The sequence below is a fragment of the Cupriavidus sp. F041 genome, from assembly GCF_057814235.1.
Genome location: NZ_JBVASY010000002.1, coordinates 545,106 through 561,945, shown reverse-complemented (window position 1 = coordinate 561,945; position 16,840 = coordinate 545,106). Strand labels below are relative to the sequence as shown.

11 protein-coding genes are annotated in these 16,840 nt (G+C 67.7%); 7 read left to right on the top strand and 4 right to left on the bottom strand.

The genetic code is table 11. The annotated features are described in order from the left end of the window. Window positions 1–55: 55 nt before the first annotated feature. Window positions 56–1,264 carry an acyltransferase family protein gene (locus ACZY0R_RS19645; protein WP_488860521.1) on the top strand — a complete coding sequence of 403 codons (1,209 nt, stop codon included), beginning with the start codon at window positions 56–58 and terminating at the stop codon, window positions 1,262–1,264. 32 nt (window positions 1,265–1,296) lie between these two features. On the opposite strand, the gene ACZY0R_RS19640 is transcribed toward ACZY0R_RS19645, so the two are convergent. Then, the gene (locus tag ACZY0R_RS19640; protein WP_488860519.1) at window positions 1,297–1,713 is read right to left on the bottom strand and encodes a nuclear transport factor 2 family protein; all 417 of its coding nucleotides are present in this window, start codon (window positions 1,711–1,713) and stop codon (window positions 1,297–1,299) included. 398 nt (window positions 1,714–2,111) lie between these two features. Between ACZY0R_RS19640 and ACZY0R_RS19635 the strand changes: the two genes are divergently transcribed. The 5 genes from ACZY0R_RS19635 (at window position 2,112) to ACZY0R_RS19615 (ending at window position 12,125) form a co-directional block, all read left to right on the top strand. Beyond that, window positions 2,112–5,495: a diguanylate cyclase gene (locus ACZY0R_RS19635; protein WP_488860517.1), complete on the top strand. Its 3,384-nt coding sequence runs from the start codon at window positions 2,112–2,114 to the stop codon at window positions 5,493–5,495. Window positions 5,496–6,043: 548 nt separating this feature from the next. Next, window positions 6,044–7,354, top strand: a complete 1,311-nt coding sequence (locus ACZY0R_RS19630; RefSeq protein ID WP_488860515.1) for a dicarboxylate/amino acid:cation symporter — start codon at window positions 6,044–6,046, stop codon at window positions 7,352–7,354. Window positions 7,355–7,598: 244 nt separating this feature from the next. After that, window positions 7,599–9,530 (top strand): sensor histidine kinase, encoded by a 1,932-nt coding sequence (locus ACZY0R_RS19625; protein ID WP_488860513.1) that lies wholly within the window; start codon window positions 7,599–7,601, stop codon window positions 9,528–9,530. Then, window positions 9,520–10,848 carry a sigma-54-dependent transcriptional regulator gene (locus tag ACZY0R_RS19620; RefSeq protein ID WP_488860511.1) on the top strand — a complete coding sequence of 443 codons (1,329 nt, stop codon included), beginning with the start codon at window positions 9,520–9,522 and terminating at the stop codon, window positions 10,846–10,848. The genes ACZY0R_RS19625 and ACZY0R_RS19620 overlap by 11 nt, the downstream gene beginning before the upstream one ends. A gap of 674 nt (window positions 10,849–11,522) precedes the next feature. Then, entirely contained in the window at window positions 11,523–12,125 is a 603-nt protein-coding gene (locus ACZY0R_RS19615; protein ID WP_045239223.1) for a helix-turn-helix domain-containing protein, read from the top strand. A gap of 168 nt (window positions 12,126–12,293) precedes the next feature. On the opposite strand, the gene ocd is transcribed toward ACZY0R_RS19615, so the two are convergent. After that, window positions 12,294–13,370, bottom strand: a complete 1,077-nt coding sequence (gene ocd, locus ACZY0R_RS19610) for an ornithine cyclodeaminase (protein WP_045239224.1) — start codon at window positions 13,368–13,370, stop codon at window positions 12,294–12,296. Window positions 13,371–13,426: 56 nt separating this feature from the next. Then, window positions 13,427–14,335 (bottom strand): dimethylarginine dimethylaminohydrolase family protein, encoded by a 909-nt coding sequence (locus tag ACZY0R_RS19605; protein WP_045239248.1) that lies wholly within the window; start codon window positions 14,333–14,335, stop codon window positions 13,427–13,429. Between the two features lie 182 nt (window positions 14,336–14,517). Between ACZY0R_RS19605 and ACZY0R_RS19600 the strand changes: the two genes are divergently transcribed. Beyond that, a complete protein-coding gene (locus ACZY0R_RS19600) occupies window positions 14,518–14,940 on the top strand; it encodes an Lrp/AsnC family transcriptional regulator (protein ID WP_488860508.1) in 423 nt (140 codons plus the stop codon). Between the two features lie 28 nt (window positions 14,941–14,968). On the opposite strand, the gene ACZY0R_RS19595 is transcribed toward ACZY0R_RS19600, so the two are convergent. Further along, window positions 14,969–16,705, bottom strand: a complete 1,737-nt coding sequence (locus ACZY0R_RS19595; protein WP_488860506.1) for a chloride channel protein — start codon at window positions 16,703–16,705, stop codon at window positions 14,969–14,971. Between the last annotated feature and the right edge of the window lie 135 nt (window positions 16,706–16,840).

Below are 16,840 nucleotides of genomic sequence, written 5' to 3'. Positions count from 1 at the left end.
GCAAGGCCGGCAGTCTGCTTCTTATCGGCAGCCAGCCACACGGACGCCCAGACTCGTGCCCGAATCATCCACCACCATGCCGCCTTCCGGACCGCACCCTCTTGAGCCCGCCCCGGCCGCAGCACGCCCGGCGTCCAGGCGCGCCAGCCGCCCGCTGGCGGATGCGGCGCCCGCCACGCTCGACAGCATCCAGGCATTGCGCGGGCTGGCCGCGGCCTACGTGCTGGTCTATCACTCGGGCCTGCGCCTGGGCGGCGAACAGTTCCCGCTGCTGGCGTGGCTCACCGAACATGTGATCAAGCGCGGCCATGTCGGCGTGGATGTGTTCTTCGTCATCAGCGGATTCATCATCGCCTGGGTGGCGGTGCTCGGGCGCACCGAGCCCGAACCGGCGCTGGTCTTCTCCATCCGCCGCGCCTGCCGGCTTGCGCCGCCGTACTGGATCATGTCGGCACTGCACGCGCTCACGCTCAATCCGGTGAGCCTGGCGGTGTTCGCCGGTTCGCTGGCCTTCCTGCCGGTCGCGCACGAGGACGCGCCTTATTTCGGCTATCCGGCGCTGTACGTGGGCTGGTCGCTCAACTACGAGATGGCCTTCTATGCGATCTTCGCGCTCGGCCTGCTGGTGGCGCGGCGCCGGGCGCTGCTGGTGGTGGCCGCGGTGCTGGGATGCACCACGCTGTTGTTGCCCTGGTGGCGCTTCGGCGCGGTGGACCCCGACCCGGCGCATCTCTACCCATTCACCTCGACGTGGGTGGCCATGATCGCAAATCCGCTGGTGCTGGAATTCGCGCTCGGCTGCGCGCTGGCCTGGGTCTACGGGCGCGCGCGCCATCGATTCACGCGCCGCGTGGTCATCGCCTTGCTGGCAATCGGTGTGGGCAGCTTCGCCCTTTCGCTGTGGCTGGTGGAGCCGGAGTTCAGCCTGGCGGGACGCGGCTTGCCCGCGGGCGCGCTGCTGTTCGGCGCGGTGGCGGCCGAGCACGCGGGCCTGCTGCGCGTGCCGCGCTCGCTGGTATGGCTGGGCGAGCTATCGTACGCGCTCTACCTGACCCATCCCACGGTGATCGAAGCCGTGAAGCGGCTGATGCCGGAGCTGGCGCCGGAACAAATGGGCCTGCAACTCACGCGTTTCGCCATCGACGCGGCGCTGGCGCTCGGCCTTGCCATGCTGCTGCATCGCTGGGTGGAATTGCCGGCGATGGCAACAGGCAGGCGCCTCGCCGGCCGCTTCGCCACGCGCCGCCCAAGGGCAGGCGCGTGAGGGCGTGACAGACAGCGACAGCGCAGGCTGGCTCACGCCAGGCCTTCCGGCGCGCGATCGATAAAGCCGGTCATGCTCTGCAGCCGGCCATCGGCCGCCACCGTGGCAAAGTCGGTGCCGGCCACCACCGCGGCCGCCCCCGCCGGCGCCAGCTCCCACGTGAAACGCAGGTTGCCACCGTGCGCATCGACCGGCGTGACGCGCGTAAAGCGAAAGCCGGGAAAGCGCTGCTGCACGGCGGCGATCATGGCGTCGATGCCCGCGTGGCCATCGCCGCGCATCAGCGGGTCGACGTAGCTGGCGGACTCGGTCCACGTGCTGCCGATCAGCGCGCGCCGGCGCGCCGCATCGTTTTCGTTCCAGGCCGCGAGATAGCGGTCGGCCAGCGCGGCAAGGTCGGTGGCGGCGAAAGTGGCAGCAGCAGCGGCGGTGCGTTCCGATTCGGACATGGCGTTCTCCTTGGGTTGAGTGAGGAAGCTGTCCATATCATCGGCGCGCGCAGCGTCGTGCGCGATTACGCGCGAGGTAATCGTGGACGAAGTCTTCGCGATACCCCTCCTCAGGGGGAGGCATTAACCTGAATAGCCGCAGGACGTGGACGATACGGTCAATGCATCACGGCGCCAGCCTGGCCGCCGGCGCCGTTCGGGAGCCACTGCGCCGGCTTGCATACCGCAAAACCGCGCGGCGCGCTAGTGCGAACAGCGGGAACACACCTGGGCTTATCGCCTCGTGCTCCCGGCATATCGCCGCTATATTGGTCGATTAGGCTGGGCCGCGCGTGCAACTTGCCGCAACACCCCGCCATCGCTCCCCTTTTCAGAACGCAGCTGCAGGCTGACGCGACATGACGCCAGATTTGGAAGTCCGCCCCTTGCCCACTCACTGCCCGCGCTGGCAGCGTGTGTTGCTGGCCGCCCTCGGCTTCTTCCTGCTCGCCCTGGCCGGCCTTGCCGTGTCTCGTTATCCGGGCAATGTGGCCATGCTCTGGCTGGCCAATGCGTTCGGCCTCGGCATCCTGCTGCATCAGCGACACGGCGATGCGCCCTGGCTGCTGGCCGGCATGCTGGTGGCCGGCGTGCTGGCCAATGCGACCATGGGCGACTCCCCCGCCATTGCGGTGGCGCTGGCGCTGGGCAACGTGGCCGAAATCGCCTTCTCGGCCTGGCTGGTGCGCGCCATGACCAGCGGGGCCACGCTATCCCGGCCAGGTCCGCTGGCGCGCTTCGGGCTGACCCTCGGCGCCGCCGGCACGCTGGGGCCGGCGGTAGGCGCCACGATCGGCGCCGCAACCATCAGCACCGCCTACCGCAGCGGCTTCGCCTCGGTGTGGTGGACCTGGTGGACGGCGGACTCGATGGGCATCGTGATGCTGTTACCGCTGATGGTGTCGGTCACGCGCGAGCGCGTCGGCGATACCTTCCGCCGCGCGCGGTTGCCCCGCTTCGCCGCGCTGCTGGCGCTGTGCCTGGCGGTCGGCACCGTGGCGCTATACAAGAGCAACGAGCCCTTCGTGGTGATGGCGCTGCCGCTGGTGCTGGCGGCGCTGCTGACCAATCCCTTCGCTACCGCGCTGCTCACGCTGCTGGCGATCTGCGCCACGGTGGCGCTGGGGCTGGTGACGGCCTCGCTGGGGCAGGGCCCGAACGAGCCCTTCCTGTTGCAGTCGGTGCAACTGTCGACCGCGCTGATCATGGTGTTCCCGGTCTGCATCGCCTTCTTGCTGGAGCAGAACCGGCGCGACCGCAGCGAGCTGCGCGGCAGCGAACGGCGCTTTCGCCAGGCCATGGAGCACTCGGCCATCGGCATGGCGCTGGTCGGGCTGGACGGCCGCTGGCTGCAGGTCAACCGCGCCATCTGCGACCTGTTCGGCTACGAGGCCGGCGAACTCGCCGAACTGCCCTTCCCGATGATCACCCACCCGGACGACCTCGCCCCCGACATGCACCAGGTCGAGCGGCTGCTGGCCGGCGAGATTGAGTCCTACCGGATAGAAAAGCGCTTCCGCCACAAGGACGGCAGCTACCGCTGGACCTTGCTGGCGGTGTCCCTGGTGCATGACGAGGTCAGCGGCAAGCCGCTGCATTTCATCTCGCAGGTGGAGGACATCGACGAACGCAAAACCGCGCAGGAAAAGCTCGAGGCGCTGTCGCGCCGGACCCAGCTGGCCGTGGAAGCAGGCGGCGTGGGGATCTGGGAGTGGGACATCGCCAGCGGCGCCATCGAGTGGGATGCGCGCATGCATGCGTTGCACGGCGTCGATCCCGCGCGCGGCGCGCCGGACATCAAGCGCTGGATCGCCATGGTGCACCCGGAGGACGTCGAGCAGGCGCGCAGCGAAATGCGCGACGCCGTGCGTGGCGTGCGCTCCTTCGATACCGAATACCGCATCCTGCTCCCCGACGGCGAGGTGCGGCATATCCGCGCCATGGCGATGGTATTGCGCGAGGACGATGGCACCGCGCTGACCATGATCGGCACCAACTGGGACATCACCGAACAGCACCGGCTCACCGACGCGCTGTTCGAGGAGAAGGAGCGCCTGCATATCACGCTGCGCTCGATCGGCGACGCGGTGATCTGCACCGACGCCGCCATGGGCGTGACGTTCATGAACCCCATCGCCGAGCAGCTTACCGGCTGGACCATGCAGTCCGCCGCCGGCCAGCCCCTCGAATCCATCTTCCGCATCGTCGACGAGCACAGCAACCTGCCGATCCCGAGCCCGGTAGCGCAGTGCCTGCAGACCTTGCGCCCGGTCTACCTGCAGGACGGCGCGGTGTTGCAAAGCCTGACCGGCGACCGCCACGACGTGCAGGACTCGGCCGCGCCCGTGCGCACCGCGTCCGGCGAGGTCATCGGCGCGGTGCTGGTGTTCCAGGACATCACCAGCGCCCGCGCGCTGCAGCGCGAGCTGGCCCATTCGGCCTCGCACGATGCGCTGACCGGCCTGCCCAACCGCATCTGGTTCGAGAAACGGCTGCGCGAGGCCTGCGAAGTCGCGCGCATGCAGCAACGCCATCACGCGCTGTGCTTTATCGACCTGGACCGTTTCAAGATCGTCAACGACACCGCCGGCCACGCGGCCGGCGACGTGCTGCTGCGCGAGCTCGGCCATGTGATCCGCCACCATGTGCGGCCCGACGACCTGCTCGCGCGCCTGGGCGGCGACGAATTCGCGCTGCTGCTCAAGGACTGCACCGTGGACCAGGCCGAGCACGTGTGCCAGAAGATCATCGATGCCATCCGCGGCCAGCGCTTCCCCTGGGAAGGGCGCGTCTACGATGTGGGGGCCAGCATCGGCATCACCGCCATCGACGACGAGACGCCACCGATGGGCGAACTGATGAGCCGCGCCGACGTCGCCTGCTACGCCGCCAAGGCGGCCGGGCGCAGCCGCGTCTCGGTGTACCGCCGCGACGAAAGCGATGCCCAGCGCCACCACCAGGAACTGCAGGTCGCGGCCGGCATCCACTCCGCGCTGGACGCCAACCGTTTCCGCCTGTTCGCGCAGGAGATCCGCGCACTGCAGGATGACAGCGCGCCAGGCGGCCATATCGAGATACTGGTGCGGATGGTCGACGAACAGGGCAAGCTGGTCATGCCGGGGGCGTTCATTCCCGCCGCCGAGCGCTACGACCTGATGGGCCACGTGGACCGCTGGGTGATCCACCACGTGCTATGCGAATTCGGCGAGCGCCTGGCCGCGGTGCCCTCGCTCACGGTGGCCATCAACCTGTCCGCCAACTCGCTGGGCGAGCCGTTCCTGCTGCCGTTCCTGCATGCGGAGCTGCACGAATCGGTGCTGCCGGCCACCCGGATCCAGCTGGAGATCACCGAGACCGCGCTGATCAACAACATGGCGGCGGCCAATCGCCTGGTGACCGAAATGCGCACCGCCGGCTGCACCGTCGCGCTGGACGACTTCGGCGCAGGCCTGTCCTCGTTCTCCTATCTCAAGCAGTTCCCGGTCGACTACCTCAAGATCGACGGCAGCTTCATCCGGCATCTCGCCGGCAGCGCGGTGGACCGCGAGATCGTCAGCTCCATCAACGACATCGGCCATCGCCTGGGCATGCTCACCGTGGCCGAATCCGTGGAAGACGAACTGACCCTGCAGGCTTTGCGCGCCATCGGCGTGGACTACGCCCAGGGCTATGTGATCGGGCGGCCGATGCCGCTGGAACAGTTCCTGGAAAGCTGCCCGACCCACCCGGTGGATAACGGCTAAATCACTCGTGCGGATGGATTGCCGGCGGCTCCCACGCCGCCACATGCGTCCTGCACCACTTATCACCCGTGACCGCGTTCGGATTTCCGAACGCGATTTGCGCCAGCACGCACGGAAAACCGAACCGTGCGCCGGGATCACATTAATTTCCCCTTGTTTTTCAGTGGCTTAGCCGATGCCGGCAGCACCGCTGGCCTGGCACGCCTCGTGCGAGGTATGCGCCCGCCCCAAGCGGCGATACAGGTTGACGGTCGGCTCCCCCGCGCCGCCCCGAGCCAAAAACAATGGAGGAAACAATGTCAGACCCCGCCTTGCCAATCTTGCCCGCCCTCGCGGCGGGCACCGGGCACGCACTGCCCCGCTGATCGGGTGGCCCCCGGATGCCAGGCTTGCCTGGATTCCCGGACGCCCCGATTCGGTGATTTTCCCGGCTGAGGCCGTATGGCGCCCCCCCCCCCAGGGACCGCGGCGCCATGCCAGAAGGCTGCCAGCCACCCCCCGCAAAATAGCCGTCCGGCCACTGGCTGGACGCATCGGCCTGAATTTTGATGAAACTGAACCGACTGCCCACCCTGATTTTCATTGCGATGCTGCTCGGCGTGCTGGCCGGCACGGCGGCCCACAACTTGGCGCCGGACCCTGCCGCGGCCAAATCCATCGCCAACAACCTGTCCATCCTCACCGATGTATTCCTGCGCATGATCAAGATGATCATCGGGCCGCTGGTGTTCGCCACCCTGGTCAGCGGCATCGCCAGCATGGGCGACGGCAGGGCTGTCGGACGCATCGGCATGAAGGCGATGGCATGGTTTATCGCCGCCTCCATCACCTCGCTGCTGCTGGGCCTGGTGATGGCCAATCTGCTGCGCCCGGGCGACGGGATGAACCTGGCGCTGCCGGCGGCCGATGCCGCCTCCAACCTGAAGACCGGGGCGCTCAACCTGCGCGATTTCATCTCGCACATGTTCCCCAAGAGCTTCGTCGAGGCCATGGCCACCAATGAGATCCTGCAGATCGTGGTGTTCTCGCTGTTCTTTGGCTTTGCGCTCGGCACGCTCAAGGACGGCGTGGGCAAGCCCGTGCTGGCCGGCATCGAGGGCCTCTCGCACGTGATGCTGAAGATCACCAACTACGTGATGGCCTTCGCCCCGGTCGGCGTGTTCGGCGCGGTCGCGGCTGTGATCACCGCCGAAGGCCTGGGCGTGCTGGTCGTGTACGCCAAGCTGCTGGGCGCGGTCTACCTGTCGCTGGCGCTCCTCTGGGTGGCGCTGATCGCCGGGGGCTACTACTTCCTCGGCCGCGATGTGTTCCGCCTGCTCAAGATGGTGCGCGCGCCGCTGATGATCGGTTTCGCCACCGCCAGCAGCGAATCGGCCTACCCGAAGGTGATCGAGCAACTGGGCCGCTTTGGCGTCAAGGAGCGCATCACCGGCTTCGTGCTGCCGCTGGGCTACTCGTTCAACCTGGACGGCTCGATCATGTACACCTCCTTCGCCGCGCTGTTCGTGGCGCAGGTGTACGGCATCCACCTGTCGCTCTCGCAGCAGATCACCATGCTGCTGGTGCTGCTGGTCACCAGCAAGGGCATCGCCGGCGTGCCGCGCGCCTCGCTGGTGGTAGTCGCAGCCGTGCTGCCGATGTTCGGCCTGCCTGAAGCGGGCATCCTGCTGGTGCTGGGCATCGACCATGTGCTGGACATGGGCCGCACCGTTACCAATGTGCTTGGCAATGCCATTGCCACAACCGTCGTCGCCAAAAGCGAAGGCGCCATCGGCGCGCCGGTGCCCGAAGAAGCGGATGAACCCGCTGCCGACGGCAACCGCGGCCTGACACCCGTTCAGGTCCTGGCCGGCAAGTAACACTGCCAGCGCGCCAAGGCCCGGCCACCGATCAGGTGGCCGGGCCTTTTTGCTTTCGGGCGCCCGGATTGCGCGGTGTGGTAAAAGACGGGGTTGCCGCGGGCGCCGCCACTGCACTTTTGCACAAGTGCGCTTTTTCCCGCGCCTCCAGTCTTAACCCGTCGGATTTCATTGCCCGCGATTCATCGCCCGCTTATCCGCACCCGAGATTCTTCGCCTTCGCTTTGCGCATTCCGCCCGCCCCATGACCGGCCCACTCCCCTCGCACGCACCACCGCAAGGTGCCCAGCAAGCCACCCCGCCCCGCGCCGGCCGCCTGCGTCAGTGGATACCGCTGCTGGCGATGCTGGCCCTGGCGGCGCTGGTCGGGCTGGCCGGCTCGCTGGGCTACCGCTACAGCTATGGCAACGCGCTGGCTCGCCAGAGCGAACGCGGCCAGGTGCAGCTGCGCCTGTACGGCCAGGCCTTGACGAGCGAGCTGGCACGCTACGACTACGTGCCCAGCCTGCTCTCGCTGGACGACAAGATCGACGCCCTGCTGGCCCGCCCCGGCGACGCGGCGCGGGTCGATGCCGCCAACCATTACCTGGCCGCCATCAATGCCCGCGCCGGCACCCGCGCGGTGTTCGTGCTCGATGCGCGCGGCCGCGTGCTAGCCACCAGTAACTGGCAGCGTCCCGACAGCTACCTCGGCGAAGACCTGAGCTTCCGGCCCTACTTCCGCGACGCTGTCGACGGCCAGCTCGGCCGTTTCTACGGGGTTGGCACCACCCGCAGCGAGTCCGGCTACTACCTGTCCGCGCCACTGGGAGACCGCAGCCGCCCGATCGGCGTGGCGGTGGTCAAGGTCGGCCTGGAGCCCCTGGAGAACCGCTGGCAAGGCGCCGATACCCAGATGCTGCTGACCGATGAGAACGGCGTGGTGATCCTGGCTTCCGACCCGTCCCTGAAACTAACCACGATCAAACCGCTCGCGGCCGAACTGCGCGAGCGGCTGTTGCGCAACCTGCAATACAACCGCGCCACGCTGCCCCCGCTGGAGCTGACGCCGGTGCGCAAGCTGTCCGACAGCGACGCCCTGGTGCGCCTGCGGCGCGGCCCGCCCATGCTCTCGCAGGAGGCCGAACTGGTCGGCACCGACTGGCACCTGACGCTGCTATCGAATACCTCCCAGGCGCGCGTTGCCGCGCTCAACACGGCCGCGCTGGCGGGCGTGCTGACTGCCTTCGTGCTGCTGCTGGGCGCGGCGTGGAATGTGCGCCGGCGCATCGCCGGCGAGCGGCTGGCCGCACGCGCCGCGCTGGAGGCCGCCAACGGCGAACTCGAACGCAAGGTGGCGGAACGCACCGCCGACCTGTCCACCGCCAACCAGCAGTTGCAGGCGGAAGTCGGCGAGCGCATCCGCGCCGAGGCAACCCTGCGCCAGGCCCAGGACGGGCTGCTGCAGGCCGGCAAGCTGGCCGCCGTGGGGCAGATGTCGACCGGCATCGCCCACGAACTCAACCAGCCGCTGGCAGCCCTGCGCACACTGTCGGGCAATACCCAGAAATTCCTGGAGCGCGGCGACACCGCCACCGCGCAGGCCAACCTCGGCACCATCATCGGCCTGGTGGAGCGCATGGGGCGCATCACCGGCGCGCTCAAGTCGTTCGCGCGCAAGCCCGGCAACGGCGGGTGCGCGGCGCAGTTGGACGACGCCGTCGACAACGCCCTGTTCCTGCTCGATTCGCGCCTGCAGGCGGTGCATCCCGAGCTGGTCCGGCAGATCGAGCCGGGCCTGGTGGTGGCGTGCGACCCCAACCGGCTGGAGCAGGTGCTGGTCAACCTGATCGGCAATGCGCTCGATGCGCTTGCCGGCAACGCTGGTCCGCGCCTGGAACTGCGCAGCCACCTGGCCGGCGGCAAGCTGCGCCTGACCATTCGCGACAACGGCCCCGGGCTGTCCGAGGAAGCCTTCGCACGCCTGTTCGAGCCCTTCTTCACCACCAAGCCGGCAGGACAGGGACTGGGCCTGGGCCTGACGCTGTCGGCCGGCATCCTGGACGAGTCCGGCGGCAGCCTCGACGCCAGCAATCACCCCGACGGCGGCGCCTGCTTCACGCTGGTGCTGCCGCTGGCGAGGCCGCAAACGCCGCAGACGCCGCATACGAACAAGGAGAGCAGCCATGGCGGCTAGCCCGACGGGCCTGACCGTACTGATCGTCGAGGACGATCCCGATGTGCGCCTGGGCTGCGAGCAGGCCCTGCGCCTTGAAGGTATCCCCACGCGCGCCGTGGCCAGCGCCGAAGCCGCGCTGCGCGAAGTCGGCGACGGTTTTCCCGGCGTGGTGATCAGCGATATCCGCCTGCCCGGCATCGACGGCATGACGCTGCTCAACGCGCTCCGGGCGCGCGACGACGAGTTGCCGGTGGTCATGGTGACGGGCCACGGCGATGTGAACCTGGCCGTGCAGGCGATGAAGGCGGGCGCCTACCATTTTCTCGAGAAACCGTTTTCGCCGGAGCGGCTGGTCGAAGTCGCGCAGCGTGCCCTGGAAAAGCGCCGGCTGGTGCTGGAAGTTGCCGAACTGCGCCGCAAGCTGGCCGGGCGCGACACGCTGGACGCGCGCCTGATCGGGCATTCGCCATCCATCGAACGCCTGCGCAAGCTGATCGCCGACCTGGCCGATACCGCCGCCAACGTGCTGATCCACGGCGAAACCGGCACCGGCAAGGAACTGGTGGCGCGTTGCCTGCATGAAGCCAGCTCGCGCCGCGCGCGCCACTTCGTCGCCATCAATTGCGGCGGGCTGCCCGAGCAGTTGTTCGAGAGCGAGATCTTCGGCCACGAAGCCGGGTCGTTTACGGGCGCGGCGCGGCGCCGCATCGGCAAGATCGAACACGCCGAAGGCGGCACGCTCTTCCTCGACGAGATCGAGAGCATGCCGATGCAGATGCAGATCAAGCTGCTGCGCGTGCTGCAGGAGCGCGTGGTGGAGCGGCTCGGGTCCAACACGCCGGTGCCGGTCAATACCCGCGTGGTGGCGGCCACCAAGGCGGACCTGAAGGCGCTGTCCCAGGCCGGGCAGTTTCGCGCCGACCTTTATTACCGCCTAAATGTGGTAACGCTGGAACTGCCGCCGCTGCGCGAGCGGCGCGAGGATGTGCCGCCGCTGTTCGAGCATTTCGTCGCACAGGCGGCGCTGCGGTTCGAGCGCGAGGCCCTGCCCGCCACACCGACGGAGCTGGCCGCGCTGATGGCTTATCCGTGGCCGGGCAATGTGCGGGAACTGCGCAACCTGGCCGAGCGGCATGTGCTGGGGCTGGGATGCAACCCGAACCAGGGGACGGCGGAACCTGCGGCGCTGCCGCTGGCGCAAGCGGTGGAGCAGTTCGAGCGGGCCATGATTGCCGAGGCCATGCGCCGGCACGAGGGGAATCTGAGCCGGGCCAGCGATGCGCTGGGGATTGCCAAGACCACCTTGTTCGATAAGGTGCGAAAGTACAAGCTCTGAAGGCTGGCCAGCCTCGGGGCTGGCTGCACCTGCACCTGCACCTGCATCTCCCTTGGGCTCTCTGCTCTTCGCCGCCCTCCCTCGGCGTTCCCGTCACTCCGCTATGTGATTTGCCGCACCGAAGCGGCGCGTGCGCCGCGCCAACATGGGCTCACCCCTTCCCGCGCGCCTTCTTGTCTTCGCGATGGCTGGCGCGGTCGGTGCTGGGCAACGCCTGGCTTGCTGCCGCGCGCCGCTGGCGGTCCTGTCTGTCTTGCTGTTGCGCTTCGGATGTCTGCAATGTTTGCGATAAATTCCGGGGCGCACGTGTCTGCCAAAACGCGGCAATATGCGTTTAAGAACAGAAGTGGGAGCGTTCGAGGCGATTTCGAAATATTTGCCAAGCCGTCTGGCAGCTTATGTTCGTTAGCGCATATGATTGGAACCCGGCATCTTCCGTTGGGAGAAGATGGCACCTGTGACATAGATCACGCCATTGCAAGGTCGGGGAGCGCCTCCGCTCCCGCCGCCCGATTTATCGGGGCAAGCCATGCTAGAGGCTGAATGGTGCCGGCAGACAGACGTCGTCGTTGCATGCGTTGTCTCATAGCCAGGGTCCAAACCGGCGCGGGAGGTTCGCGCCGTCGCTGCGTGTTTATCTTGCAGTGCGGTGTTATTAGTTAACGGGTGAACGGATGAAACTGGATTCAGAACTGGCTGAAAAGCCTTACTACAGCACGCGTACCGCCGCGAAGCTGCTCAATGTCTCATTGGGCACGGTGCAGAAGATGGTGGAACGCGGCGAACTCGGAGCCTGGAAGACTAACGGCGGCCACCGCCGCATACACAAGGAGACGGTGCATCGCCTGCTGGCCACGCGCGTGGGGCAGGAACTGCCATCGGTGCACGAACTCGACCTGGTGGTGTTCCACCCGAATCACCAGGAAGCGCAGCGCATCCATGCGCAACTCGGCAAATGGGGGTTGCCCCTCAAAAGCGTGGTGGTGGAGGACGTGGTGGATACCATCATTACTTCGGTCAGCCAGCATCCGCGCGTGGTGCTGTACTACGTGGAAGAACTCAGCGATGCCGAGTCGGCCACCATCGAGAAGCTGCAGAATTTCTTTGCCCGCCAGAATGTCATCTTTGCCGTGATCACCAACCGGCAAGCCTATGACGGCGTGGCCGACGCACTGCAGCAATGGGGCATCATGGTTTTCCTGAAGACGCCCTCGCTGGAAGAAGTCAAAGGCTTCCTGCGCGCCCAGCTGATGATGACCCGCGGCGCCGCGGGCTGATCCGCCCAGGCATCGCACAGGCCGCTGCCCCGGCGCAGCGGCCCGGCCATCATCCGGCCGCCCGGCTTGCCTGGCCCGCTACCCCCGGGCGTGGCCCCGCCCCATGCCGCACGCCTTTACGCCGCAGTTTCGTGACCGGACGACTGCGGCGTTTTTGCGTGTGCGCTCTCAGGCCAGCGCCGCGAGCGGTTCCCGTTCGGCTTGGCGTACCGCCGCATCCATCATCCAGCCGTAGAGATTACGCGGGTCCGGCGGCGTCGCCACCAGTTCCACGTGGCCGCCCCGGTGATGTGCGTGCGCCGCGGCGTATAACCAGCGCAGCGCGGAGTAATCCTCCAGCGCAAACCCCACCGAGTCGAACACCGTCACCTGCCCCGTTTCGGTGCGCCCCGGCGCGCGGCCCGACAGGATCTCCCATAGCTCCGTCACCGGCGTATCCGGCGGAAGCTGCTGGATCTCGCCTTCGATGCGGGTCTGCGGCGCGTACTCCACCACGATGCGCGCCTGGCGCAGGATGTCCGGGTGCAGTTCGGTCTTGCCCGGGCAATCGCCGCCCACCGCATTGATATGCGCGCCTGCCGGGACCAGGTCGGGCGTGAGGATGGTGGCGCGCGTCTTGTCCGCGGTCACCGTGCTGACGATATCCGCGCCCTGCACCGCCGCACGCACGGAGTCCACCGGCACTACCTTCAGCCCATGCACGCCGGCCAGGTTGCGCGCCAGCCGTGCTGTCGCGGCAGGGTCGATGTCGTAGGCGCGAATCTCGCGGATGCCCACCATGCCGTGGAAGGCGAGTGCCTGGAACTCCGCCTGCGCGCCATTGCCGATCAGCGCCAGCGTGGCGGCGCCCGGCCGCGCCATCGCCTGCGCTGCCAGCGCGGAGGTGGCGGCGGTGCGCAGCGCGGTCGCCAGGGTCATGTCGCACAACAGCAAGGGAAAGCCGCTCGCCACCTCGGCCAGCACGCCGAAGGCCATTACCGTTGGCATGGCATTCTGCGCGTTGCGCGGATGGCCGTTGACGTACTTGAACGCATACTGCACGCCGTCGCTCACCGGCATCAGCTCGATCACGCCGTCGACCGAGTGCGATGCCAGGCGCGCGGACTTATCGAATGCGTCCCAGCGCGCGAAGTCTTGGCGGATATGGTGCGCCATCTGCGCGATGGCGTTGGCGACGCCCGTCTCGCGCACCAGCGCCGCGACATCGGCGGCGTCCAGAAAGCGGGTCATGGCGATCTCCTTCATGGTGTTCTCCCTGTGTGGTTCGGTCCTGTTCCATTCTTCTTGCCGGGCGTCGGGCCTCATGCGGCGACCGCGGCCTGCGCGGCGCCGTCGGCGACACCGCTCGCCTGGACCGCCGTACTGGTGCGATCGAGTCGCAGCGTCATGCAGTAGGCGCCGCCGCCGGAGAGCATGTACGGCGACAGGTCCACCTCGCGCAACTGATAACCGCGCTGCCCCAGCTCGGCGCGCAGGTGCGGTGTGGTGCGCGTCATCACCACCTGGTCGTGCAGGTTGACCGCATTGACGCTGAAGTGGCGCAGGTCGTCCTCGCTCGCCTCGATGCGCAGACTGGCCGGCACGCGCTCGCGGAGCGTGCGCAGCGCATCCTGGGTAAAGGCGGGCGGATAATAGAGGATCTCCCCGCCGGACAGCGGGCAGAAACACACGTCGAGGTGATAGCTTTGCTCGGTGGCCAGCTCCAGCGCCACCACTTCGCGCCCGAATTCCCTGCCCATCACATCGGCCGCAGCGCGCGACGAGCGCGGGCCGAAGCCGGCCCAGAAGTGGCCACGCACCGCGTCCCAGATACAGTCGCCGGCGCCTTCCTGGTAGCAGCCCTCGGGCAGCAGGCTGATGGAGTCGATCAGGCCGCGCTCGCGCAGGCCTTCGAAGATGCGGGCAAAGGGCGCTTCCTCGCCCGCGCGTTGCGGATAACGAAAGCGCGCCAGCACGGCGTGGCCATCCAGCACCACGGCCGCATTGGCGGGAAACACCATGTCGGGCAGGCCGGGCGCGCCGGGCGCGGTCTCCACCGCGAAGCCAGCCGCCTGCAGGGCCGCGTGCAAGGACGCGAAGGAGCGCACCGCGTCGCGGTGCATGCCACGCGGGTCGCGCGCCCAGAGGCCGGGGTCCATCCACGGGTTGATGCTGTAGGACACATCGTAGTAGGTGGGCTCGACAAGCAGGATGGTGGGCTGGTTGGTCACGCTGGCTCCTTTGGGATGGTTGGTAGCGGGGTCAGTGAATGACTGCATTCTGGTGCAGTGCGGTGCTAACTAAAAGCCAGCAAAGTGTGCAATTTGCTTGCCGCACCTCTCAAATCGCCAGCTAAAATTAGCAAATCGCCAACCCCGAAGCGTGCCTCGTCAAAGCGACGCACAGGAACCCCATGGACGACACCGACCGCCAGTTGCTCGCCCTGCTGCGCGACAACGCCCGCATGCCGGCTACCACGCTCGCCAAGGCGCTGCGCGTCTCGCGCGCCACCGTGCAGAACCGCATCGACAAGCTGGAAAAGGAAGGGCTGATCGTTGGCTATACGGTGCGGCTGAAGCCGGAAGCCGAGGCGCACCGCATCCGCGCCTGGATGACCATCGCCGTGGAAGGCAACAAAGCCCGTGCGGTGCTGCAGGCGCTGCGCGGCGAACCGAACGTGCAGACCATGCACACCACCAACGGGCGCTGGGACATCATTGCCGAATTGCGCGCGGATTCGCTGGAAGCGTTCGACCGCACGCTGGACCGCATTCGCCTGATTGACGGCATCGCCGCGACGGAGACCAGCATCCTGCTGTCCAGCTACAAGCTGTGAAGGCGCGCCTTCAGCGCCTTCAGCGTCTTCATGCTGCGGCGCCGCGCAGGCGCTCGCGCCGGGTCTCCTCATGCAGCACCTGGCCGCTGGGGCGCAGCAGGTCGCGCAGCGAGACCACGCCGACCAGCCGCATGGATTCCGGGTCCGCCACCACAGGCAGGCGGCTGACGCCGAGTTCAGCCATGCGCCCGGCCGCAATGCGCGCGGTCTGCGCCGGCAGCAACACCTGGTGCGGCTGCAGCGGCGCCATCAGCGCGCGGCCTGTCTGCATGGATGCTTCGCGCCCGCGCAGGGCATTGCGCTCCAGCATGCCGACCACACGCCCCCCGCACACCACGGGATAGCCGCGATGCGGCGCGTGCTCGCCGAAGTGCTGCCGCCACAGCGCGCTGACCGGCTGCTCGCCATCCACGCTCAGCACGGCAGTGGTCATCAGGTCGGCGACGTGCTGGCGCTCCAGCGGATCGACGCCGTACTCACGGTAGATGTGCAAGCCGCGGCGCGCGATCTTTTCCGTCATGATCGAGCGCTTCATGGTCAGCACCGTGAATCCGTGCGCCACGGCCGTGGTCAGCAACAGCGGCAGCAAGGCATTGCTGTCATGGGTCAGGCCAAAGGCAAAGACGATGGCGGTCAGCGGCGCGCCAAGCACGCTGCCCAGCACGCCCGCCATGCACACCAGCGCCCATAGCTCGGGCGAGCCGCCGGGCAGCAGCGGCGCCAGCGCCACACCGAGGCCCGCGCCCAGCATCAGCAGCGGCGCCAGCACGCCGCCGGAGGTGCCCGAGCCCAGCGCGGCGACCCAGATAATCGCCTTGACCGTCAGCAACGCCACCACCACGCCGATCGCCATCCTGTTATGCAGCAGATCGGCAATCACGTCATAGCCCACGCCCAGCGCGCGCGGCTCGAAAAAGCCGCCGATGCCTACCGCCAGCCCGCCGATCGCCGGCCACCACATCCAGTGCAGCCTGAGCTTCGAGAACTGGTCCTCGGTGCGGTACAGCGCCAGCGTCAGCAAGGCGCCCAGCACGCCGCAAAGCAGACCCGCGATCACGCATGAGCCCAGCGCCGCCGTTGTGGCCGGCTCGGTATGCAGGGCGAACAAGGGGCCGGGTTCGAACACCCACGGACGCAGGAAGCCCGCCACCGCGCACGCCAGTGCGACCGGCAGCAGGCTGCGCGGGCGCAGTTCGAACAGCAACAACTCCACCGCCAGCAGCACCGCCGCCACCGGCGTGCCGAAGATCGCCGTCATCCCTGCGCACGCGCCCGCCACCAGCAGCGTCTTGCGCTCGGCCGCCGTGAGATGGAGATACTGCGCCAGCAGCGAAGCGATCGAGCCGCCGGTCATGATGATCGGCCCTTCCGCGCCGAACGGCCCGCCGCTGCCGATCACGATGCCCGAGGACAGCGGCTTGAGCACGGCCACCCGCGGCGACATCTTGCTCTTGCCGAACAGCACCGCCTCGATGGCCTCCGGAATGCCATGGCCGCGGATCTTGTCGCTGCCGTAGCGTGCCATCAGCCCGACCAGCAAACCGCCGATCACCGGCACCGCGATCACCCAGGGCCCCAGCGCATGCTGCGCCGGCGAGCGGTCCGCCAGCGACAGCGTCTGGTAGAAAAACAGATTGGTGAAGAACCGGATCAGGTTCAGCAAGAGCACCGCCGCCGCCGTGCTGATGGCGCCGATGACGGGTGCCAGCGCGGCCAGCAAGAGCAGACGGCGGCTGACCGAATAATCGCGTTTTTCAAAGTGCATGGTGAGGCTCGTGCAAAGGGCGGGGGCGTAGCGCGGATCGGCTGTGGATCTTTTTCCGCGGGAAACGAAATGTATCACGCCATGATATATTTGCGCGCTGGATGACGGGATGTGATCGCAAGGCGGGAAGACTGC

Excerpts from the sequence above, each read along its gene's own strand:
- ACZY0R_RS19640 (WP_488860519.1), bottom strand. The coding sequence starts at position 1,713 with ATGTCCGAATCGGAACGCACCGCCGCTGCTGCTGCCACTTTCGCCGCC.
- ACZY0R_RS19635 (WP_488860517.1), top strand. The coding sequence starts at position 2,112 with ATGACGCCAGATTTGGAAGTCCGCCCCTTGCCCACTCACTGCCCGCGC.
- ACZY0R_RS19630 (WP_488860515.1), top strand. The coding sequence starts at position 6,044 with ATGAAACTGAACCGACTGCCCACCCTGATTTTCATTGCGATGCTGCTC.
- ACZY0R_RS19625 (WP_488860513.1), top strand. The coding sequence starts at position 7,599 with ATGACCGGCCCACTCCCCTCGCACGCACCACCGCAAGGTGCCCAGCAA.
- ACZY0R_RS19620 (WP_488860511.1), top strand. The coding sequence starts at position 9,520 with ATGGCGGCTAGCCCGACGGGCCTGACCGTACTGATCGTCGAGGACGAT.
- ACZY0R_RS19615 (WP_045239223.1), top strand. The coding sequence starts at position 11,523 with ATGAAACTGGATTCAGAACTGGCTGAAAAGCCTTACTACAGCACGCGT.
- ocd (WP_045239224.1), bottom strand. The coding sequence starts at position 13,370 with ATGAAGGAGATCGCCATGACCCGCTTTCTGGACGCCGCCGATGTCGCG.
- ACZY0R_RS19600 (WP_488860508.1), top strand. The coding sequence starts at position 14,518 with ATGGACGACACCGACCGCCAGTTGCTCGCCCTGCTGCGCGACAACGCC.
- ACZY0R_RS19595 (WP_488860506.1), bottom strand. The coding sequence starts at position 16,705 with ATGCACTTTGAAAAACGCGATTATTCGGTCAGCCGCCGTCTGCTCTTG.